The 21,616-nt window shown below is 36.3% G+C and carries 17 protein-coding genes; 6 read left to right on the forward strand and 11 right to left on the reverse strand.

Annotated features, from left to right (window positions below; genetic code table 11):
• Positions 1 to 38: 38 nt before the first annotated feature.
• Positions 39 to 2,762, forward strand: coding sequence for a hypothetical protein (locus QP953_RS23405; protein WP_309553136.1), 2,724 nt, complete (start codon positions 39 to 41; stop codon positions 2,760 to 2,762).
• A 72-nt stretch (positions 2,763 to 2,834) separates the two neighbouring features.
• Here the strand turns inward: QP953_RS23405 and QP953_RS23410 are convergent, their stop codons facing one another.
• Positions 2,835 to 3,902 carry a hypothetical protein gene (locus QP953_RS23410; RefSeq protein WP_309553137.1) on the reverse strand — a complete coding sequence of 356 codons (1,068 nt, stop codon included), beginning with the start codon at positions 3,900 to 3,902 and terminating at the stop codon, positions 2,835 to 2,837.
• A 431-nt stretch (positions 3,903 to 4,333) separates the two neighbouring features.
• Here QP953_RS23410 and QP953_RS23415 point away from each other — a divergent pair, with 431 nt between their 5' ends.
• A complete protein-coding gene (locus QP953_RS23415) occupies positions 4,334 to 5,119 on the forward strand; it encodes a hypothetical protein (RefSeq protein ID WP_052595095.1) in 786 nt (261 codons plus the stop codon).
• 162 nt (positions 5,120 to 5,281) lie between these two features.
• Here QP953_RS23415 and hemF read toward each other — a convergent pair whose 3' ends face one another.
• Positions 5,282 to 6,214, reverse strand: coding sequence for an oxygen-dependent coproporphyrinogen oxidase (hemF, locus tag QP953_RS23420; RefSeq protein ID WP_052595093.1), 933 nt, complete (start codon positions 6,212 to 6,214; stop codon positions 5,282 to 5,284).
• Positions 6,215 to 6,752: 538 nt separating this feature from the next.
• Here hemF and QP953_RS23425 point away from each other — a divergent pair.
• Together QP953_RS23425 and QP953_RS23430 are read left to right on the forward strand one after the other, a co-directional pair.
• On the forward strand, positions 6,753 to 7,133 hold the full coding sequence (locus tag QP953_RS23425; protein WP_309553138.1) for a hypothetical protein: 381 nt from the start codon (positions 6,753 to 6,755) through the stop codon (positions 7,131 to 7,133).
• Positions 7,134 to 7,136: 3 nt separating this feature from the next.
• Positions 7,137 to 7,853 carry a hypothetical protein gene (locus tag QP953_RS23430; RefSeq protein ID WP_309553139.1) on the forward strand — a complete coding sequence of 239 codons (717 nt, stop codon included), beginning with the start codon at positions 7,137 to 7,139 and terminating at the stop codon, positions 7,851 to 7,853.
• On the opposite strand, the gene QP953_RS23435 is transcribed toward QP953_RS23430, so the two are convergent.
• The 4 genes from QP953_RS23435 to QP953_RS23450 all read right to left on the reverse strand — a co-directional run bounded on the left by QP953_RS23435 (position 7,850) and on the right by QP953_RS23450 (position 12,779).
• Positions 7,850 to 8,824 (reverse strand): ion channel, encoded by a 975-nt coding sequence (locus QP953_RS23435; protein WP_052595088.1) that lies wholly within the window; start codon positions 8,822 to 8,824, stop codon positions 7,850 to 7,852. The genes QP953_RS23430 and QP953_RS23435 overlap by 4 nt on opposite strands.
• A gap of 9 nt (positions 8,825 to 8,833) precedes the next feature.
• Positions 8,834 to 9,424, reverse strand: coding sequence for a DUF1573 domain-containing protein (locus tag QP953_RS23440; protein WP_052595086.1), 591 nt, complete (start codon positions 9,422 to 9,424; stop codon positions 8,834 to 8,836).
• 62 nt (positions 9,425 to 9,486) lie between these two features.
• Positions 9,487 to 10,005, reverse strand: coding sequence for a DUF6155 family protein (locus QP953_RS23445; RefSeq protein ID WP_309553140.1), 519 nt, complete (start codon positions 10,003 to 10,005; stop codon positions 9,487 to 9,489).
• Between the two features lie 344 nt (positions 10,006 to 10,349).
• Positions 10,350 to 12,779 (reverse strand): M1 family aminopeptidase, encoded by a 2,430-nt coding sequence (locus tag QP953_RS23450; protein WP_309553141.1) that lies wholly within the window; start codon positions 12,777 to 12,779, stop codon positions 10,350 to 10,352.
• 229 nt (positions 12,780 to 13,008) lie between these two features.
• Here QP953_RS23450 and glpK point away from each other — a divergent pair, with 229 nt between their 5' ends.
• Positions 13,009 to 14,490, forward strand: a complete 1,482-nt coding sequence (glpK, locus tag QP953_RS23455; RefSeq protein ID WP_052595078.1) for a glycerol kinase GlpK — start codon at positions 13,009 to 13,011, stop codon at positions 14,488 to 14,490.
• Positions 14,491 to 14,699: 209 nt separating this feature from the next.
• The gene (locus QP953_RS23460) at positions 14,700 to 15,173 is read left to right on the forward strand and encodes a hypothetical protein (RefSeq protein ID WP_052595076.1); all 474 of its coding nucleotides are present in this window, start codon (positions 14,700 to 14,702) and stop codon (positions 15,171 to 15,173) included.
• A 1,250-nt stretch (positions 15,174 to 16,423) separates the two neighbouring features.
• On the opposite strand, the gene QP953_RS23465 is transcribed toward QP953_RS23460, so the two are convergent.
• The 5 genes from QP953_RS23465 to QP953_RS23485 form a co-directional block, all read right to left on the reverse strand.
• Positions 16,424 to 17,191, reverse strand: coding sequence for a DUF2490 domain-containing protein (locus tag QP953_RS23465; RefSeq protein ID WP_309553142.1), 768 nt, complete (start codon positions 17,189 to 17,191; stop codon positions 16,424 to 16,426).
• Positions 17,184 to 18,524, reverse strand: coding sequence for a CotH kinase family protein (locus QP953_RS23470; RefSeq protein ID WP_052593007.1), 1,341 nt, complete (start codon positions 18,522 to 18,524; stop codon positions 17,184 to 17,186). Before QP953_RS23470 ends, QP953_RS23465 begins: the two co-directional genes overlap by 8 nt.
• Positions 18,525 to 19,096: 572 nt before the next feature.
• Positions 19,097 to 19,777: a peptidylprolyl isomerase gene (locus QP953_RS23475; RefSeq protein ID WP_052593005.1), complete on the reverse strand. Its 681-nt coding sequence runs from the start codon at positions 19,775 to 19,777 to the stop codon at positions 19,097 to 19,099.
• Between the two features lie 199 nt (positions 19,778 to 19,976).
• Positions 19,977 to 20,888: an SDR family oxidoreductase gene (locus tag QP953_RS23480; protein WP_309553143.1), complete on the reverse strand. Its 912-nt coding sequence runs from the start codon at positions 20,886 to 20,888 to the stop codon at positions 19,977 to 19,979.
• Positions 20,888 to 21,499 (reverse strand): DUF255 domain-containing protein, encoded by a 612-nt coding sequence (locus QP953_RS23485; RefSeq protein WP_063832999.1) that lies wholly within the window; start codon positions 21,497 to 21,499, stop codon positions 20,888 to 20,890. Before QP953_RS23485 ends, QP953_RS23480 begins: the two co-directional genes overlap by 1 nt.
• Positions 21,500 to 21,616 lie beyond the last annotated feature (117 nt).

Consider the following 21,616-nt stretch of genomic DNA (forward strand, 5'->3'; position numbering starts at 1 on the left):
AAAAGTCAATCCATCATCTTATTACAAATATAACTATCATGCCTCGTAAAAGTAGAAGTTCTAACATCAACAATAATAGTAATAAATACAAAAATAAAAAGGCAAAAAAAATCAAGGCTTCCAAAAAACTTAATGAACAAGATTTGCTTTGGAAAACTGAACTTGAAAAAATAATTCTAAGTTGCCAAACACATACTATTTTTAACAAGCATATTTTAGACCCTTATAAGGGCAATTTCGAAACCCCTGATAAGGATTATAGAGATCGTTTTCAAACACATTATGAAACAATCCGACGAGAATGCTATGCTCCTAAAAAAGTCTCTACTAAACTAAACCGTAGACTAGATGAGTTAAAAATGGCTTACAATATGGCTTTGCTTGAACGCAGAAAAGCCTTTACCGCTATCGATTCAACGCTCTCTATTATTGCTTTTAAGCATACCATGACAGAGTTGCTAGAACAATTCAAGGCACTGACAGGAATCGAAGATGCTAACCTTTTAAAGATATACCGCAAACTTCTAGTTAAAAGAATAAAGCAACTAGGGTATACTACCAAGCCTGAACCTAAAGAAAAAGTTATCGAGACAGTTGAGGTTATTGACGATCTTCCTGAAGATGAACCAACCGATGAATTGGATGACAATGTTCAAGAAAACACAATTGATACTAAAGAACTTGAATTGCTCCTAAAGAAACGTCTGGAGGAGGAAAAACAAAAAAGAATTGTTCGTATACAGCGTCAAAAAGAGTGGTTGGTTGGTTACAGAAATCATTTAATTGCATCTATCAATGATACGTTGGTAGATTTATTCAAAGGAGGATTGCAAAGTGAATTGGAGTATACTGCTTATGTCAAAGGACAGGTGACAGCTAATGAGCTTGACGCTTTGTTGGCTTCCGAAAAGCTTTTGGAAAAATACTTAACTGCTGCCCAAGAACGTACCATAACCTACACCCAAAGCTTGGAATATGGAAAAACTTGTGTTAGTCCTAAAATGTTATTTGACAATGTAGATAACCTAAGCACTAAAGATAAGGATAAAGGCACTCAAAAGGCGGTCGTACAAGCCATCAAAAATATTGCTTTTGATCTTGATAATTTAAAGTCATTGTTGAAGTCTAAACAATACGAAGATTATCCCTTAGAGCAAGAAGCCTTGGATACGCTTAGCCCAATTAGTTGGAATGACATCACGATGCCTCAAACAGCCTTGGTTCCTGATTCAATTATGACTTCGCCCGATACAACAGGGGCTAAAAAAGAGAAAGCAGAGACGATGGAGGCGTTCAAGCCTAATAAGATTGAGTTTATGAATCATTTGCATCTCAACAAGTTTTTATTGGATTTTCCAACGGCAATGATAACAGTAGGCTCCTCCCCTGATTTTCGCAAGAAATACGAAGATGCTTGGTACAAGTATTTTATCAACGATGGGCGTATGAAAAAAACCGTGGATCGCTTGATTTTAAATATTAAAAGTGCCAAAAAGAAATTAAAAAATGATGCCTTAATTACTGAAATAGAAAAGCAAACCGATGCGCTAGTAGAGTTGTTTCAAGTTACTTATGGTATTAATATTTTGGAATCAGGAATTCATGTAGAATGCCAAAAATTACTCAATTCTTGGATAAACGTTATTGGAAAGGAAAGATGGTCTAAAACAAAATATGCTTTAGATTACTATGATAAATTTGACTTTTTTGCTGGTTCAACAGCTTTGGCAAAAGACTTAGCTGGTCTAAAAAATGCAGCCAAAATGCTCAAAGCTGAAAATAACTACTTGGGAGACTTTAAAGATATGGTAGATTGGGGCAGTTTGAACAGTAGCCTTTCTAATTTTTGCACAGCATCAGGCGTCCTTGCTCAAGCAGTGGATATGGGAAAAGATACCTACGAAGCTTATGAAGCCATCAAATCTGGGGATGCTCCTTGGTACAAAAAGGTTCCTTTGGTCAACGGATTTATTACCTTAGTTCAAGAAATTCGAGACGCTTGGGATGCTAGAAAAAGGTATAAAAAAATCATCAATGACCTTGAAATAAAATTGAACCCTGTTAGCAATTCTGTTTTACATGAACAACGCCTCCTTTCGGAAGGAAATGGAAGCCAGCAAACATTATTAAAGTTTCAACAACAGAAGGAAACATTGCTAACAAGAATTCACAACTATAGCCGTGCTGCAAAAAAAATGATCCGTCTTTTCTTTAATAAGATTATTGATTTTTGTGCTAAGGTACTCAACTACTTGTCTTGGGTATTGACCTTGATTCCTATTGGTGTCACACAGGCTGTTGCTAGTGCTATCGGAGCGATTAATGGGCTCATGGGCTTCTGTCAAAAAACTCGTATGCTGGCGAATAATCTTTGGAAAAGAATGAGAGGTACACTAGGCAAATCAAGAACAGAAGCGGCTCAAAATATTGTTGGAGACATTTACAATACTACTGTTGATGATGTTAGTACTTTACTAAAGGATGAGGCGTATGAAACCTTAGATAAATGTGGCATTTTGGAGAATAAGGTGGTCAAAGAATTGCTAACCACACAAAAAGAAGCCAATCCTCAATTTAGAAGCAAAGATGAAACGCCTAATATTCCGCCTCTTTTAGAACATCCTATGCCATGGGGGGATATGGGTAAATTTAAAGCTTGTATGAATTATTTAATTGGAAACCAGGATTTGGATACCGCTAGGTTTCTAACAGTAAGAGCTTATATGCAAGAACATTTAAAACAAGCGTTGAAGTCAAATTAGTACTATACTTTTTCAATCCTTTCAAATGACATGTTGCCTCCAAGAGCGCTCAGCTTTTGGAGGCGTTTGTATCTATGGCAAGACCTTTCCATCTCTTAAAATTTCTTTAGTTTTGGATAAAACATCATTTTCATAATACAAATGCCGTTCGTGGTATTTTTTGTCTTTCCGATAATAGCCCTCGACTCTCAAATGTACGTTTTCAGCTCCTCTAATTACTTGGGTTTCCCAGTATTCGCCTTCTAGAGCATCGTCCTTAAATTGATAATAACTAATACATCTCCCCTGTTCGTCAAAGCGTTGCTCAATGCCATTGCGCCAACCATTCTGATACCAGACTTGTTTAGCAATAATTCGATGCTTATAATAAAATGACTCTGTCAATGTATCCTCTCCAACAGTATAGGTCAATTTATTTTTATGCATTCCTGTTTGATTACTATCCAACCTCAACAGTTGATAAGTACCTGTTTTTTGATAATAAGCTCCTGAAACTATCTGGCTCAAAATAGCATAAGTATCGTCAATAGTATGGTAATAATAAATCCATTGTCCTGTTTCCTCGCCGTGCTGATAACTTCCTTTTATTTGCAATTCCCCACTTTTAGCATAGTACTTCCACTCTCCTACAGGCAAACCATTTTCTAGCTTTCCTTCTGCCCATTTTCTTCCCGCAGTATCGTACTCGACCAAATATCCAGTGTGTTCAACTGGAATTGTCCACAAAAATGCGTGTAAATGCATTGCTTCTTTATTCTTTAAGGAGAAGCCATTTTCACATATCAAAAAATCATACCCCTTCTTTGCGTTAGCGTAAATTAGATAAGTCTCTCCAAGCTCAAAGTCACGATACAGTCCAGGCATTACGCCAATAATCAACTGTTCTTTGACGGTTGTATTTTTTAGATTTTTAGTCACTTCTACTTTTATAAAAATACTCCGAATCCCTGTCTCTTTATAGACAAAAGAAAAGTTGCGTTGTTTTAATTTCCCAACCTTTAGTATTTTTCCTTCAAATATTTTTTGAGCATGGTTATAGTGATTGGAAACAGAGTGGTGTTCACTTGTGTTACAAGCAAGTAAGGATTCTCCTGTACTTAATAACAACAACACGATAAAGAGGTAATTATGTATTTTCATAAAAATAGAGATACAATGCTTATACACGATAACAAAAGTGGTTCAATTCCTTTATAAGTCATATAAAATAGGTTGTTATACTTTCAACTAAAAACGAAGGGGGACATCAACTTGGTATATGTCCAAATTTGCAAGAACATTCGTAATTTTTGGTTTTGCTTTTAGACTCAAAAAAGCGCCTCTAATTTACGCATCCAAAGTCAAGATTCCTTAATTTTGTATTGAAGTTGTTTAACAATAGTTAGCTGCGCTGCTACTAAAATCCAACGCAAAGCAAAGTAACGTAAAAATTGATTGTATAGTTGATGATTACTTAATTTTAAACCACTTCACTGTTAATCATAGGATTGAATTCCCAAAGATCATGTATTTTTTAAATGAATACTTCGCCGTTTTTTGCACGAAGTACTATAAATTAGAACAAGCACATAATGAGAATTAACGTTTGGTTTATCTTACTTTTTATTGTATTGGGTCATTCTTTTTTGAGTTGTTCCAAAGAATCAAAACAATTCAATGATTGGCACCGCATGAACTTAAAAGGACAAATACAACAAATTGACGAAGTCAAATACCCTACTTTTAGAGATTTACAATTAAAACAAAATGGCAAAAAAAGTTTCATTCGCTTTACCCCCAAAGGGCTGATTAACAAATCAGCTATTTACATGGGTCCCAACGATATTTTGTGGATGAAATACAGCTATAAAGGTGATTCTGTTTGGATTGATGAAGTAAGAGAACTCTACAGCAAGCACGAACAACCCCAAGCTTACTGGCTCTATAAATTAGCTCCCAACGGCATCCAGAAATCCATCACTTCTATACTTATTGATAGCTCTATTAATTTTCATATTGATTTAGAAACCAACACTGCTGGAAATACAACAGAAATCGTTTACAGCCAACAAAAACATCCAACGCATGTCCCTTGCAAAATTCAAAAGGTTTATGATGATAATGGGCACATCCAAGAAGAATTTAGTTACCATTATAATAATATTTTAGAAAAATGCCACGAAACACCAACGCATTCTACCTTTAAAGTCAATGAACATGGTGATATTATTCGGGAAAAAATGGTCACCTACGAGGGTAGAAAACGAACGTATGCTTATCATTACGAATACGACTCTATCGGCAATTGGATACAGCGCATTCACTATACAGGAAATGATGTAGGGGAAGTTATCACTAGATCATATACTTATTATTAGTAATACTGCATAGATTACTTCGTGAGCACTGCGCTTTTAGTTAGCTGCGCTGCTGCTGCTTGGTGTTTTATGAGGCCGCTTTGTTACTCCCTTTGGTCGTGAACTCGCTGTGCTCAGTTCGCTATATCCCCGCTTACTCAAAACAATTGAACATCAATTGTCTTAATGCGCCGTTTCAAGTAATTTATCAACCCAGTTTATATCTTTTTTAAGCAAATTTAACGTCTGTGCTTCTGGGGAATTAGGAGTAGGTTCATAACTGTATGCCCAATCTGCTTGAGGAGGCAAGCTCATCAAAATAGATTCCGTGCGTCCATTTGTTTCTAGACCAAATTTGGTTCCTCGATCCCAAACCAAGTTAAACTCAACGTAACGACCTCTACGCAATCGTTGCCAATCTAATTCATTTTGACCATAAGATAAATTTCTAGTTGCCTGCACTTGATGGCTATATAAATCTACAAAGGCTGCTCCGACAGCCTGTACAAATGCCCAACGATCAGCTTTCGTATGCTCATCCGTAGCTTTGAGGCGATCAAAAAAGATTCCTCCAATACCACGCGTCTCCTCTCGATGCTTGATAAAGAAATAGTCGTCTGCCCATTGCTTAAAAGCAGGATAATAACTAGCGTCATGCGCATCACAAACGGTTTTTAATTGCTGATGAAAAGCTCCAGCTAATTTTTCATCGACATAATGTGGCGTCAAATCAATACCGCCTCCAAACCACCATGTTCCATCACTCATTTCAAAGTAACGCACATTCATGTGAATAATAGGAGTACGAGGAGAACGAGGATGTAAGACGATTGATACCCCTGTTGCATAAAATGTAATCGGCTCAGAAGTATTGGCATCTACTTTTAATACTTTCAACAACTGGGCAGGCATATTACCTTCTACTGCCGAAAAATTAACACCTCCTTTTTCAATAACAGCACCTTCAGACAAGACACGCGTCCTTCCGCCACCACCTTCTGGGCGTTCCCATAAATCTTGCTTAAATTGCCCCTTGCCATCTAAGGTTTCTAACCCTTGGCAAATGCTATCCTGTAATCCTTGAAACCAATTGGTAATTTCTTCTTTATTTGGCATACAACTTTGTATTTTTAGAACTCATAAGTAATTGGACAAAAAAAGTTTACCGACAAAACGTAGACTTATTTTTTAATGCTATCTTAATCCAATAGTTCGTTGAAACCACGCAGTAGCAGCGCAGCTAAACTTTATCAGTTTGATAATCAGCAAGTTGCACTTTTATTGCGTTTTGTGTTAAAATTTTGATTATCAACTGCGCAGCACTCACGAAGTACCACGAAGTAGCAGCGAAGCTAAACTAATATAAATGTGCTTTTTTATCTTTTTGGTAAAAAAGTAAAAAACTAAGCTTGCGCCCTCATGAGCGTAGCGAACTACCACGAAGTAGCACCGTAGGTAATCAACGAACTACTATTAATCATTATTTTGTGGAAACTACGAAGTAACAGCGCAGCTAAGTACTATTAATAATAACATCCCATTACAAGCAAAAGTACAAAAGCAAATCTTAGTATCTATCAAAAGATGGTAAAAATATAGTTTTATTGCCCAATATCGCTCTTAATTTTATCACACCTTTTTAACATGTCTCAAAATGAACTTAGATGCTTTACTCCCCAATGCACCAGTACCACCACCCAATCTTATCTATTCTTATGCCGATGGTTCTGGTAATATTTATTATATTACAAAAGAGTTTATCCAATATAAGCCAGTAATTCCTATCCAAAGTTCTAGTGGAGTTTATTGCGGTGGCAAAGCTGCTCAAAAATTACTCAATATTGAACAATTTACTCAAATAAAGGTTCTAATACAGCAAGTTCGAAAGAACCACTCAGATTTTATCTCTAATCGGGTAAAGGGTTCGGGACACCTGAAACTGCACCTTGAAAACGAGGTTTATCTTTTAGGATATCAGACCCACTCTCAACAAAAATTAGAAACGGCTTTTAAAGCCATATTTGCAACTGCCTAATACATGAATATAGGACAACGGTTATATCATTTTATTGTTCCTTCTTCTTTTGAATTAATGCCAAAAGACCGTCGACTTTTAGAACAAATGTATCCTAAAATTGACTGGTCCTTAGTCAATTGCTACTGTCAAATGCCTTGGTTTATGCACCATACCTTTGCCATTGGTACAGCACTACCTAGTACTTACGATCGAAAAAAAGTACACATTTACATTCGAGACATAGAAACCATGTCTGTCAATCAACGTTTAGCGATTCTAGTACACGAAGCTTATCATGTTCAACAATACTATGAGTTGTCTAGTATGGGGAAAGCCAATAGAGGTTTTGACTGGGGGTATAATAGGAGATTTATGCGCTATTATATTGGATGGTATTTAGAAGGCTTGTACAAAGCCTTTTGGAAAGACAAAAAGCGATGGTCGGAAGCTACTAATATTGCTTATCGTCAGCATCCTATGGAAATTCCTGCCTATCAACAAGAACATATTTTCAAACAATACATCAATCATTACCGAGGGCATTCTGTACCTAATTTTTTCAAGCAAGTTCCAGAATTGATTTGTCTACAAACACCCCTTCCTAAAGCTCCTTCGCTATTTTTTCATGTTTTGGGTATTATCTTTACTGTCTTAATAACCTTTTCAAAACCGCTTATCGAGCTCATTCACTGGCCTTTTATTATATTGTTAGGGGGTCGATCTAAACCTAAAAATTAGTTATTAGTGAAGGAATTCAACTTATCCACTTCCAAAACCGTATCCCCTTCCTCATTAAAATAAAAAGCAGGATCAAATTTAGCATTCCAAATTAGCTCATTGTACTTATAAGATGTATGCGTGCGAATGGTGCTAGCAAAAGTATCATCATACCCCTCCAAAACGACTATAATCTCTAAATCTACATTCTCTACGCCATGCTTAATGCATTCTGCCAAAGGGCTATCTTCTGTTATGGGATGAACAACCGTCCAACTTAAAGGCAACATACTCAGCTCAGAACGCTCCAAATCCAAAGGGCGATACCTCCTATTAATCTTGCCATTCCTGTCCCGACTCAACCAAGCTGCAATAACCTCTATTTGTAAATTCGTCAGCATATTTCTACGACGATTTGCCAAGCGAAACATCAAACCTTTGCCCTCTTCATACCCCCCAATAATAGCGTTTTCGCTGAATATAATACTAGCCGTTGGTTTAGAGAAACGAGCAAACAAAAGACCTGTTCCCAATGCAAAAGACATTAAGCCTGTCAACGCTCCCATTGCAGCAATCAAGTTAGCCCCAAATCCTATAGGACTAACACTTCCATAGCCTACTGTGGTAAGCGTTTGGACACTAAAAAAAAATGCTGTCCAAAAAGGCGTTAAGTGGTCTCCTTCTGCTCCTGATAAATAATCTACTCCATTCAACAAATACAAACCCGCAAACAGACAGTTGATAACAAAATAAAACAACAACGTAGTACAAGCAAAACTTGTCCAGCTCATAGATACCAAAAATTGATAGATATGAAAATCTTTGAGAAAAGAAGCATTTCGAATCACATTAAAACTGCCATCTTTATTAACAAATCGCTTCCGATTTTTGACTGCATAACTACTGAACCCCAAATCGTGAAATGCTTCATTTTCATCTTTCGGTGCTGGATTTCCTCTATCTCGTTTTGAGAAATAATGTCGTTTTGCCATAATACACTTTTATGTCCCTACATCCGCTTTTATATACAAACGCGTATTCGCAGGATCTGTATTTGCTGTCAATGTAACCGATTTATGTTGTTTGCCTTTTTTTCCTTTTGAGTTGAAGGTAACTTGAATTTCACCACTAGCTCCAGGGGCAATTGCTTCTCTTGGCCATTTAGGTACGGTACATCCACAACTTCCTTTAGCATTGCTAATCAACAAAGGTTTGTTCCCTGTGTTTTTAAATTTGAAGGTATAAGAAACAGAAGCGCCATCCTTTAACGTTCCAAAGTCATGAATAGTTTTTTCAAATTCCATCGTAGTTGCATTGGGGTCGACTTGACTAGTGCTTCCTCCATTCCAATTTTGTGGTCGTGCACCTCCTCCCCCAGGGCGGGCATCTTGCCCAGGCTTGGGCAAACTATTGATTAATACACGCACTTGCGACTTCATCACCTCCATATCTTTTTTCAAAGCAGCATTTTCGTCTTCCAAAGCAGCAATACGAGCTTCCATTTTTTCTTTGCTTAATTTTTGGGTTGCTCCACAGCTAGTCAATAAAGCAAAACAGCTTATAATTAATAGCTTATAAATTAGTTGTTGCATATTTAATTTTTTAAGTTTGATTTTTTTAATTTATTCCCTAACAGGCAACGTTTTTGATGCCATCAAGGACGCTCTCCAAAACAATTTTCAAAATAATAGTCCAAATCAAAAGATACTCCCCACCCCAAATTATAAGATTTTGCAATTAATTCTTGACAATACGTCTTGAATTCTTGGTGCAAACATTCAGACTGGATGAGCTTACAAGCCTGTTCAAAACCACTCGTTAGAGAGTTATAAAAAGCTTCTTCCATATCTCCATAAGCTATTGAAAATTCTAACATCATTTCTGTTCGGTACAACCACAACTCTACCACATCTTTGGCATGCACAGAGATTTTTTTAAAATCCAAAATAATCTTTCGAGACACCCCACTTCTTGCGGCACCATATCCTCTATTTGGAAAATATTCTTTTTTTATTTTTTGTCTATATTCACGCACCACAACGGTTGTATCTTGACTCAATTCGAGTTGATAATATTGCCTAACAGGTTCAAACTTGGAATAAAGTGCTTGTAACTCTTTTATTAATTCCTTCTCTGATAAGGTTTTTAAAAATTTATTAAATTCTCTTTTCATACTTTTTATCATTACTCCGTTTAAAAACCGTATTAGTTGGATTATCAGCAAGATGCACTCCCTCCAATCCTTACACTAAAAAACTGACAATCAACGGTGAAGCCCTCACACTGTACCACGAAGTAGCAGCGCAGCTAACTAAAAGCGCAGCGCTCACGAAGTAAACTAATGCAAGATGCTTTTTTATGTTTTTACTTCGTGAGCCTACGGGTTCGTAGAAAAACTAAAAAACTAAGCTTGCCCCCTCACGACCGCAGAGAGCTACCACGAAGTAGCATCGCAGGTAATCAACGGAGTATTATTTTATTTAACAATGAAGTTTTGTTAGCAAAAACAAAAATCCTTTATTCCAAAACTACTCGCTTTGCTTTTAAGAGTTTGCCTTTTGTATTTCGAACCTTCAAGAAATAAATTCCTTTCTTTAAAGAAGTTGTATCTATTTTAAACGATTTGGGTTTAGCAGACAAGGTCACACAATTTTCATACACGACTTTTCCTTCCTGATCATACAACTCTACACAAGCCTTGTGCTTATTCGTCGTCGCCAAATCAATTTGCCAAAACGCAGTTTCTTTTAAGCAATCAAATGTTATAAATTTAGCTTCTTTTTGTGCTTCGTATACTTGCGTTGGAACAGCACCATTAGCAAAAGCATAATCCCCCTTCAAAATACTAAATGTAAAAATAGTCTTATTAAAAAAGTTGCTTTTAATAAAATTAGGATGAATTTGCCACGCTGTATTGGAGTTAGGGCGGTACAATAAGACCATACTATCAGTGCCATTTTTTGTCAAATCCGCATCCCATTTTCCATGATTTTTAACAACAGCTGTCGCATCAAAACTATTCGACAAAATGCCCTCAATAGTCCAATAATGGTTTCTAGAGATGGTATACCCTTTTGGTACATCTTGGACAGATGGAGGCACTGGATGATGTTGCAAATGCAACCAAGTCGAATCACCGTGCTCTTGCACCACCAAGTCTTCAATATCTAAGTCCTTGAGTTGAATGCTTGCAAGCATAGAATCTTCTTGATGAAAGATCAACTCTTCGTCATATCGTGCTTGGTTAAGCCGATGTTCCTCATTAAGCAAGACAGATGTTGGCAGAAAAGGAACATTTATCGTTACTCTGTCTAAACTATCTGAAACGTGTACGACTGTTTGAAATTTATTCCAATGGTCATCTAAGAACGTTACTTGCAAAGGTACTTTTTTAAAATAAACTTTACGCCCCACCAATTTTTGCAAAATAGCAACTTCTACATCAAAACCTTGCCCCTTTTTAGTTGTTGTAAAGCCTTCTACTTCAAAGTGAGGGAAGCCCCCTCTAAACACCCAATCATCAAAAAATGGATTCATATCCACATCGGTTGATGTCGTTAGTGCATCTCTAAACTCAGCTGTTGTCAAGTTTTGGAAAGCATAATTTTTGGTAATATATTGCAATCCCTTTCGAAAAGCTTCATCTCCCATATACCAACGCATGTTGTGCACCACAGAAGCCCCTTTGTCATATACATGAATTCCATAAGTATATTCATGTGGCACCCCCGATATTGGACGATAGCCATTTTCTTGTTGATGTGCTACTTTTAGAACATTATAATGATTGCTTTTTACATCCTCTATATACCGCTTCCAACCATAGGTATATTCCCAAAATAAATCTTCGCTGTAAGAAGCCATTCCCTCGTTAATCCACATATCCTGTGCTGTAGCACAAGTTACTAAATTCCCCCACCAACTATGCCCCAATTCATGCACCATGAGGTGCTCTCTTTTAAGTGTTCCGTTAGCAGAATTGATAGGATAAGCGATATTACTAGCATGCTCCATTGCTCCAGAACGAAATGGCACCAAAGAATATCCAACTTTAGCCCAACGATGCGGACCATACCAATATTCATACGTTTCTATTGCTTTCTTTAGATTAACAAACGATTGTTTTAAATTGTTTGTGTCTGCTGCATTGGCTGCTAATTCTATTGGTATCAAACCATTCACCCCTTTATGACTTTGTTTAAGGGTCACATAATCTCCTACAGCAATACAAGCCAAATAAGTAGGAATGGGCTCTTTTTGTTGCCAAGTTCTGGTAGTTAGTCCATTCAATTTATTTTCAGTCTGTAGATAACCATTGCAATGCGCACGCTGATTTTGGGCAGTAGTAATATGAAATGTATAGGTCGCTCGTTCTCTAAAATTATCAAAGCAAGGATGCCATACACGACCGTAGTTGTGCGGGTCAGAAGCAAACCCTACTCCCAAGTTGTATGCATACTCATCTTTGTAGTAAAAGCCTCCCCAACGTCTGTCTTTTTGTGGATGTCCCTTGTAATAAACCGTTACAGCATTCTCTGCGCCTTGATTTAAAGCTTCTTTGAAACGAACATTCAGCAAAGTATCGTTGTAATCAAATTCCAATTGCTGGCGATTCATAACCACAGAATCTACTTGATATTGCAATAAATCTAGTGGCAAAGCACTTACTTGTCTTTTTTTAGATTTGAAACGTATAGTACAACTTCCTGTTATCTGCTCCCCTACATGATCGCTCATATCCAAAATAACCGTATAATGTAAGATATCAAGACTATCACAACGTTTATTTGTATTAATTCCTTGGTATTGATTTCCCCACTGACGTTGAGCTTCCCAAAGCATTGATTTGGTATGCTGACAAGAAGGGTCATTCAAACAATTCTGCTGTGCCAATGAAGTATGTTGTGCTAGTAACAATAAAAGAAATAGGACAAAGTAGTGTTGCATTTTTTTAGTGCTGTTACCCATTTATAATTGGGTAGAATGAGTTAATCTAAAAATAAAATTTAGGTTCGTTCTTTTGTAAAAATAAGAATTCGTCTTAATTTAATCAAAATTATTTATTTGCTATAAGATATAATGCTTCTTGGATTGATTGTGCTGCCAAGTAAGACTATAAACTTTTAACAAACGATTAAACAACAAAAGACGAATCGTTATCACCTAAACACAAAAAATGATACTAGCGTTAGACCAAGGAACAACCAGCTCCAGAGCTATAATTTTTGACCAAAATGGAAACATACTAGCTACTGAACAACAAGAATTTAAACAAATTTATCCTCAATCGGGATGGGTAGAACATGATGCCAACGAAATTTGGCAGACTCAACTAGAGGTAGCACAAAATGTTCTTAAAAATAATAATTTATCTGCCAAAGACATCAAAGGTATTGGTATTACCAACCAACGAGAAACTACTGTTGTTTGGAATAAAAACACTGGGAAACCCATTTACAACGCTATTGTATGGCAAGATCGTCGTACTGCCAATTTTTGCGATGAACTAAAAGAGGATGGATGGACTGACTATGTTTATGAGAATACGGGGTTGGTATTGGATGCTTATTTTTCTGGCACCAAATTAAATTGGATTTTAGAACAAGTAGATGGCGCTAGAGCTGCTGCTGAACAAGGAGATTTGCTCTTTGGAACTATTGATACATGGATTCTTTGGAATCTTACACAAGGCGCTGTTCATGCAACTGATTACAGCAATGCCTCTAGAACCATGTTGTACAATATCAAAGATTTAAAGTGGGATCAAACGATGCTAGACAAACTGGATATCCCTTCTCAATTGCTTCCAGAAGTACGGCCATCAAGTCAAATATATGGTCACACTAATCCATCGCTTTTTGGAGCAGAAATTCCAATTGGAGGTATGGCGGGAGATCAACAAGCTGCGTTGTTTGGGCAAGGTTGTCACCATCCTGGCATGGCAAAAAACACCTATGGTACAGGCTGCTTTATGCTTATGAACACAGGAGAAAAAATGATCCACTCCAAAGCAGGTTTGCTCACAACAATCGCTTGGGGCATTGATGGCAAAGTGGAATATGCTTTAGAGGGTTCCGTATTTATTGCAGGGGCAGCGATTCAATGGTTAAGAGATGAGATGAAAATATTAGATTCTGCTCCTGACTCTGAATATTTTACTAGCAAAGTATGTGACAACGGCGGTGTCTACGTTGTTCCTGCTTTTGCAGGTTTAGGCGCTCCCTATTGGGATATGTATGCAAGAGGTGCTATATTTGGGTTGACAAGAGGTGCCAATAAGTACCACGTCATTAGAGCAACCTTAGAATCCTTAGCCTATCAAACCCGAGACGTGTTAGAAGCGATGGAAAAAGATTCTGGCATTCAACTCAAGACACTAAGAGTAGATGGAGGAGCTTGTGCCAACAACTTCTTAATGCAATTTCAAGCAGACATCTTAAACACTCCTGTTGAACGCCCTGAGATTATTGAAACAACTGCTTTGGGTGCTGCCTATCTTGCTGGTTTGGCTGTGGGTTTCTGGAAAAAAGAAGAAATCAAAGATAGATGGCAATTAAATAAAGCTTTTGAAGTTGAAATGAAATCAGATCAACGCCAACACCTTTATACCAATTGGCAAAAAGCCGTAGAACGAACCAAAGGTTGGGCCGATGAATAATAATTATTAATTCAATACTAACTTCGGGAATATTATTATTCTAGTATTGTAATCGCATGAGAGGCAAGACGTACTTAGTCTACTTCATTGCTTCGTAGGAATCATCTTTTTAGTGATTGTATAATATCTTTCAACTAAAAAGATGGTTTTATTATATCATCATTACAAATGCTAATTTTTCACGAAATAATCAATCAAAACAACTATCAATGCTACTCTATCTCTTGCTTGGTTTTATTGGGCTTTTAGCTATAGGCGCTGTTCTTGCATCTAAAAATTCTAAAAAGAAAGCATTAAATGCTATTGCTCGGATAGAGGCTATGGAGAAAAAATATGAAATGTATGTCGAAAAAAATATACACAACCATATTCTAGAAAGAAATGACCTGCACGTAGACCCTAACCAACTTGCCAAAGATAGTTTGAGTGTCATTACTCCTGATCTTAATGGCTTAATTGCTCTTATCAATACAACTACTTATACTGCTGTTGACATCAATTATACTGCTCAGTATTTTCCAAATCTCGTTAGTTTAACTGAAAATTATTTTCTTCAAACTCAAAAAAGTAAAACAAAGAAATTGAGTCCACAAGAAGAAGAAAACTTTCGAACAAATGCCTTGGATGCCATTCATGCAGACATTCAAAGAAGATTGCTAGATGTCAAAATAGGAAACTTGTAATTTATTTCGTTTTCCCATTTTGAAAACCGAATCCAAAATGGAACTATTTAGAAATAAAAATAATATATAAACCATTAGTAATCAGTATTTATTATTTTGTGGCACTAGTTTGGCATATAAGTAAGCATATCAACAAGTGATAATAATTTAGAAAAAGATAAATTTGGGTTTTAATTACTGCGTGAGTGCGCAAGCGCAGTTGGGGTGATTTAGGACTTGCATGAATGGGAATACATGCAAGTCCAATCTTCAACCGCTAAAACTTCTAAAAGATAAATTTGGGTTTTAATTGGGGTGATTTAGGACTTGCATGAATGGGAATACATGCAAGTCCAATCTTCAACCGCTAAAACTTCTAAAAGATAAATTTGGGTTTTAATTGGGGTGATTTAGGACTTGCATGAATGGGAATACATGCAAGTCCAATCTTCAACCACTAAAACTTCTAAAAGATAAATTTGGGTTTTAATTGGGGTGATTTAGGACTTGTACGGATGGGAATACGTACAAGTCCAATCTTCAACCGCTAAAACTTCTAAAAGATAAATTTGGGTTTTAATTGGGGTGATTTAGGACTTGCATGAATGGGAATACATGCAAGTCCAATCTTCAACCACTAAAACTTCTAAAGATAAATTTGGGTTTTAATTGGGGTGATTTAGGACTTGTACGAATGGGAATACGCACAAGTCCAATCTTTCACCGCTAAAACTTCTAAAGATAAATTTGGGTTTTAATTGGGGTGATTTAGGACTTGCATGAATGGGAATACATGCAAGTCCAATCTTCAACCACTAAAACTTCTAAAGATAAATTTGGGTTTTAATTGGGGTGATTTAGGACTTGTACGAATGGGAATACGCACAAGTCCAATCTTTCACCGCTAAAACTTCTAAAGATAAATTTGGGTTTTAATTGGGGTGATTTAGGACTTGCATGAATGGGAATACATGCAAGTCCAATCTTTCACCGCTAAAACTTCTAAAGATAAATTTGGGTTTTAATTGGGGTGATTTAGGACTTGTACGAATGGGAATACGCACAAGTCCAATCTTTCACCACTAAAACTTCTAAAAGATAAATTTGGGTTTTAATTGGGGTGATTTAGGACTTGTACGAATGGGAATACGTACAAGTCCAATCTTTTTCAGCCCATTCCCTACGACAAAAAACCTTACCTGAAAAGTTTATAGAGCGTAAAGCCTAGCAACTAATCAGGTAAGGTCTTTTTTTTCAACAAGCTTTTGGAATTACTTAAAGCGTACTTTTTTCTTCTTTTTCTTTTTTGATTTGGTCTTATATTGGTAAGATAACACCACTACATGGTTATAATTTGCCCCATAGTATTGCATACCTATCTCCATAAAATACTTAACGCCTAAACTATGGTTAGAGGTGATTTTATAATTAGTTTTTACACCAGCCCGACATTTGGTAAATCCATTTAAAGCTCCCAATTCATCGTGAAAAAATAATTCAAAAAAAACTTCTGGATCGAATTTCCATTTCTTAAAATCATAACCAACTTCGATTCTATTTCTTAAGTCTTTTGTCCAGTAGTTTTTATAAATATCATCTTTTCTCTTTAGTTCATCTTTAAACTGTCCTCGTAATCGATAGTCTAAATGCAATCGTTTGAATTTAAACCGATATAAAAAATCAGCATGCAATCTCAGATGATTTTCATAATTATTATCATCTAATGCTCCAATATAACGAAGCCCTACACCAATTTTTATTGGTTTTACCAACTTATGAAACCTAGGATTATATTGCGTTTCTACTTCTACTAAAAATTGATCAAATTCAGGACTTGTTAACTTTGCTCTAGCCTGAGTACTTACAGTTAACTCCCATGACTTGTTAAATTTATAGTTGTACGACAAGTTCCCCCATAATTCAACATCAATATCAACATCCGATGACTTTCCCTTGGACGATTTTTGAGCATGACTAGAAAATGAAAAAACTAAAAGAAAAAAAAGAGAGTGGATAAAATATACTTTTTGATTAATCATGTTCAAAATGGCAAATTGATGATGGTTTAGAATTTCCACGGGGCAAAGCATAAATACTTTCTTTTCGATGTTGTATCCAGCTTTTTAGTCTCTCAACACACATTCGACCTCCCGTATGCTCCATACTTTCTGCTGTTTCAGCTTGTCTGTGAAAATGATCGACCAAAGCAATTAATGCAGTTTCATTCCATACATTATCCAATAAATACTGCATCTCTCTATCAAACATTTCTACAGCATCAGGACATCTAGAAAGTCTCCTTGGCAACTCTGCTGTAGTAAATTCTTTTAAGCTTGCTCCATGATCTACTACATAGTAATTTATACCCGAAGGGATAAAAACAGCTCTGTCATCATCATTAGGATCAAAATAAATATACGTATTGTTGCTGTTTCGGGCATAACCATCAGTATGATTCATCAGTACCTCTAGTGCCCAAAATTTAATAAATTTCTCAATATTAACATATTTGCTAAGCTTTGATACCAACTTATTGGTTGGTGTGCTAGATAATATTTTAGCAATTTTAGCAATTCGATATTTAGAACAATCAGTCTGCTCTGTTTTGCACTCCCACCGACTCAACCAACTTGCTCTAAAATCTGTTAATTGGCATTCGTATAAATCTCCTGAGGCACTTCCAAAATTTCGGATTAAGAATTTTTCATCAATTGCCTCTACATGAGAATACACCCCCAAAGGCTCTTCATTAATAGAAACATTAGCCAAGTTGCATCTTGGAGCAGGATAATTTGCCCATTCCAGCAATTTGTAAAACACACCTTGAATAACTCTAGAAGGATCTTCCGAATTATTGTTAAAAATAACATTGTGATGTATTCCTATAGGATTAAAATCTTTGTATCGATTCAGATTAATTTTTATTGATGGAGCATCTGAAAATATAGATCCCAAAAATCCTTTTTTACGGATGCCGCCATTAAACCACAAATCATCTATGTTGAATAAATTAATTCTATACCAATTAAAATAAGAGGGAAAAGGCACATCACATTGATTCAAGTATTCAAACGCTGCTTTTTTGGTTGCAATTCCTCCATCCTCATCAACACTAGGTCCAAAACGAGACTCATTTCTCATCAACTCAAAATCAGGTTCATCCATATGAATTTCTACACAAAACATATGATCCTTACTAAATGTAAGCTCATGCTCACTATCTAATGTTCCAGCTGAAGCTGTGGGGTGGCAGGGAACAGAATAATGTCTATATTCCCATTCAACAGCATCAATATCCATTTTTGAACAAGCACTAGACAAAAAAAGAATCATTACAATTCCATAAACATTTCTCTTCCAACCGATTTGCATATATTTTTTTAGCTTTTATTAACAATAACAAGTTTAGTTTTATAATTTACAAGCAATAAAATTGCTCCTTGTCTAAACTTCCGTTTAAGTTCTACATTACCCTAATACCACAAAGCCATTTAACTCTCTTTTAACTTCTATATTTATGGAGATGGACTTCAGGCAGGAATCAAACAAAACACCAATGGCGATAAATTGGCTGACCTAAAATTTAGGTCTTTGTTTGTAGGCAATCCATAAAAGATAACTTCATAGCATTTTAGAAACGTCTTATTCTAATGAAAGCTGCTTGAGAATAGAATTATTTCCATAATAGAAAGTATCTAAACAGAGAAATACAATAAACAGAGTCGTCAATAACATTTGCCTTCTTCTTTGTTTACAAAGATTTTAAACGGGCATCAAATTACTGCTTTTTGAGTTTTTCAAAATCCATTTAATCTATTCACATCCAATCCCTTTTGCTTATAATTTCCTTTCAGAGCAAGCTTTTCTTCAACAACTTCATTGCATGAAATCACTTATCTAAACGAAAGTGTCTATAAATATAGTTGGGTTGAGTAAACAATTTATTACCCTTTTTTGATTTTCATTGTCATCATAACATCCTTAACAGGACGACTATTTCGGACTTGTACCGCCGCTATTTTATCAATAACATCTAGTCCTTTGATGACACGACCGAATACAGTATAGCTACCATCCAAGTGTGGTGTGCCGCCAATTTCAGCATAAGCTTTCTTTTGTGCCTCCGTATATTTTTTGCCACTATGGGCAGCCATTTGAGTTAGAATTTCAGGTTTCACTTTTTGTCCTTGTACCAAATAAAATTGAGATCCAGAAGAAGCCTTGGTAGGATTTACCCCATCGCCCATTCGAGCAGCAGCCAAAGCTCCTTTGATGTGAACTAAAGAATCAACAAACTCAGCAGGAATGGTATAGCCGGGACCTCCATTTCCAAGCATTACGCCCGCAGCAGCACCCTTTGATTCGGGGTCTCCTCCTTGAATCATAAAATTATTAATCACCCGATGAAACAACAAACTGTCATAAAAACCTTCTTTGACCAACTTGACAAAGTTATCTCTATGTTTTGGCGTACTAGAGTAAAGTTGTATTTCTACCACTCCATACTCTGTTGTCATTTCAACAATCGGTTCATAATTGGGAGATTTAGGATTGTAAATACTCTTTGAACAAGCACTCCACAGACAAGCGAATGCAAGCAATAAAAATAAATGTTGCTTTTTCATCTTCTACGTTATAGATATTAGTAGTTCGTTAAAAAATAAAACGTCCACTAATTATATGGTTTTAGTAGACGGTTAAAAATAAAATACAATGATAGTGTTTTTATCCTAATAACGAAAAAAAGCATTCCACAGCTTGCTAAAAAACTAAAATACGCTGCTGCTACGTAGTTTCAACGGAGTAATGAATAGAAGTCATTATTTATGAACTACTCTTGAGAGAGGATAATTGTTCATCAAGGCTTGGAACCTTATAACCCAATATTTCATTGGCCAATGAGCTATCTAGACTCACATCTGGTGGTCGTGCAGGGATCAAATCAAGCTCTTTTTGCATTGTTGGTACAATTAATTGCTTGTCTAACGCAAAATGTTCTGCCATTTTCAAAGCAAAATCATATCTAGAACAAGACTCCCCACCTCCTAGATGAAACAAGCGTTCTTTTTCGTGCTGTTGCTGATTGGTATCCCAAGCATATACCATTAGTTTTTCCAAGCCCATACTTGCCGTTGTCGCACCAACCATTGTTCTATATTCATCTACAAAGCCTCTAATTTCTTCTCCTGCTTGTAATTTTTCAAGGGTTTGTGTATAAAAATTACTGGCATAACTCGGTGTTGTTCCAAACATCAATGGCAAGCGAGCAACAAAAACATGCTCAAAGTCTTCTAACACACTTTCTTCTGCCATTTGTTTTTGCAAACCATATTGAGACAATGGGTAAGAAAAGTCATCTTCGGAATAAGGAGCTGAGTTGCCATTAAAGACCAAATCTGTAGAAGAAAAAATCATTGGAATATTTGCCCGTTGAGTTGCTTCAGCTATAGCTACGGTGGTATACACATTAATGTGATGGCTTAATGCAGGATGTTGCTCACAAAATGCAGGGTTGGCGATTGCTGCCAAATGAACAACTATATCTGGTTTTTCTCGATCAATCAATTTAGAAATCTCTGGAGTATCTAAAAGATTAATTTTTGTCCAATTAATTTTTAAACCTGTAGGTTGGTTTCGAAAATACGTTCCTACTAAGTCATACTTGGAAGCAAATTGTTGGCAAAAATTAAAGCCTAAAAACCCAGATGCCCCCGTTAAAAGAACCTTTTTGGTCATTAGTGTTTGGTGTTATTGGTGGTAGGAGCAACCATTTTTTGAGGGCTTTTATATGCTTTTTGAAAATCAGCCCAAGGTGTTTTGGTATAATGCTCTTCAGCTAAATAGTGCATAATCATATCAAACGTAGGGATATCCAAATAACCTGGAATACGCTGTAGTAGTTGAAAATCTTCGTTCAAAAATACAACTGTTGGATAGCTCATCTTTCCAGCGAGCAAGGCTGCTGCTAATTCGTGGTAGCCTCTACGCCCATTGGCAACATATTTAAATGTCTTGCCATCAAAGGTAATCGATTCTTTTTGCTCTGCATCAAATTTAACAGGATAAAAATGCTCGTTTAGGTAAGAAGAAACCATTGGTTTTTCAAATGTTTCCTTGTCCATTTTTTTGCACCAACCACACCAATCTGTATAAATATCGACGAATATTTTTTTAGGTGTCTTGCCTGCAGCTTTAGCTGCTTGCGCTGCGGCAACGGCTTCTTCCCATGTCATCCACCGCACATTCTTTCCATCAATATGGCCTGCCGTATTATGGGGAGCTGTCGTAAAGGCGTAGGCTGCCATAAAAAAAGAAAAGGTCAATACACCCAGTAAAATCTTTTTCATATCTCGCTAGTTTTGTAAAACTTTATTTGCTAATTCAAGAACTTTCATGAGAGAACCACCTGTCACGAAATAATCAAGTTTTAAGTTATTCTATATTCGATTAGTCGTTCGTTGATT

Origin of the sequence: Aureispira sp. CCB-E, assembly GCF_031326345.1 — a bacterium.
Taxonomy (GTDB): domain Bacteria; phylum Bacteroidota; class Bacteroidia; order Chitinophagales; family Saprospiraceae; genus Aureispira.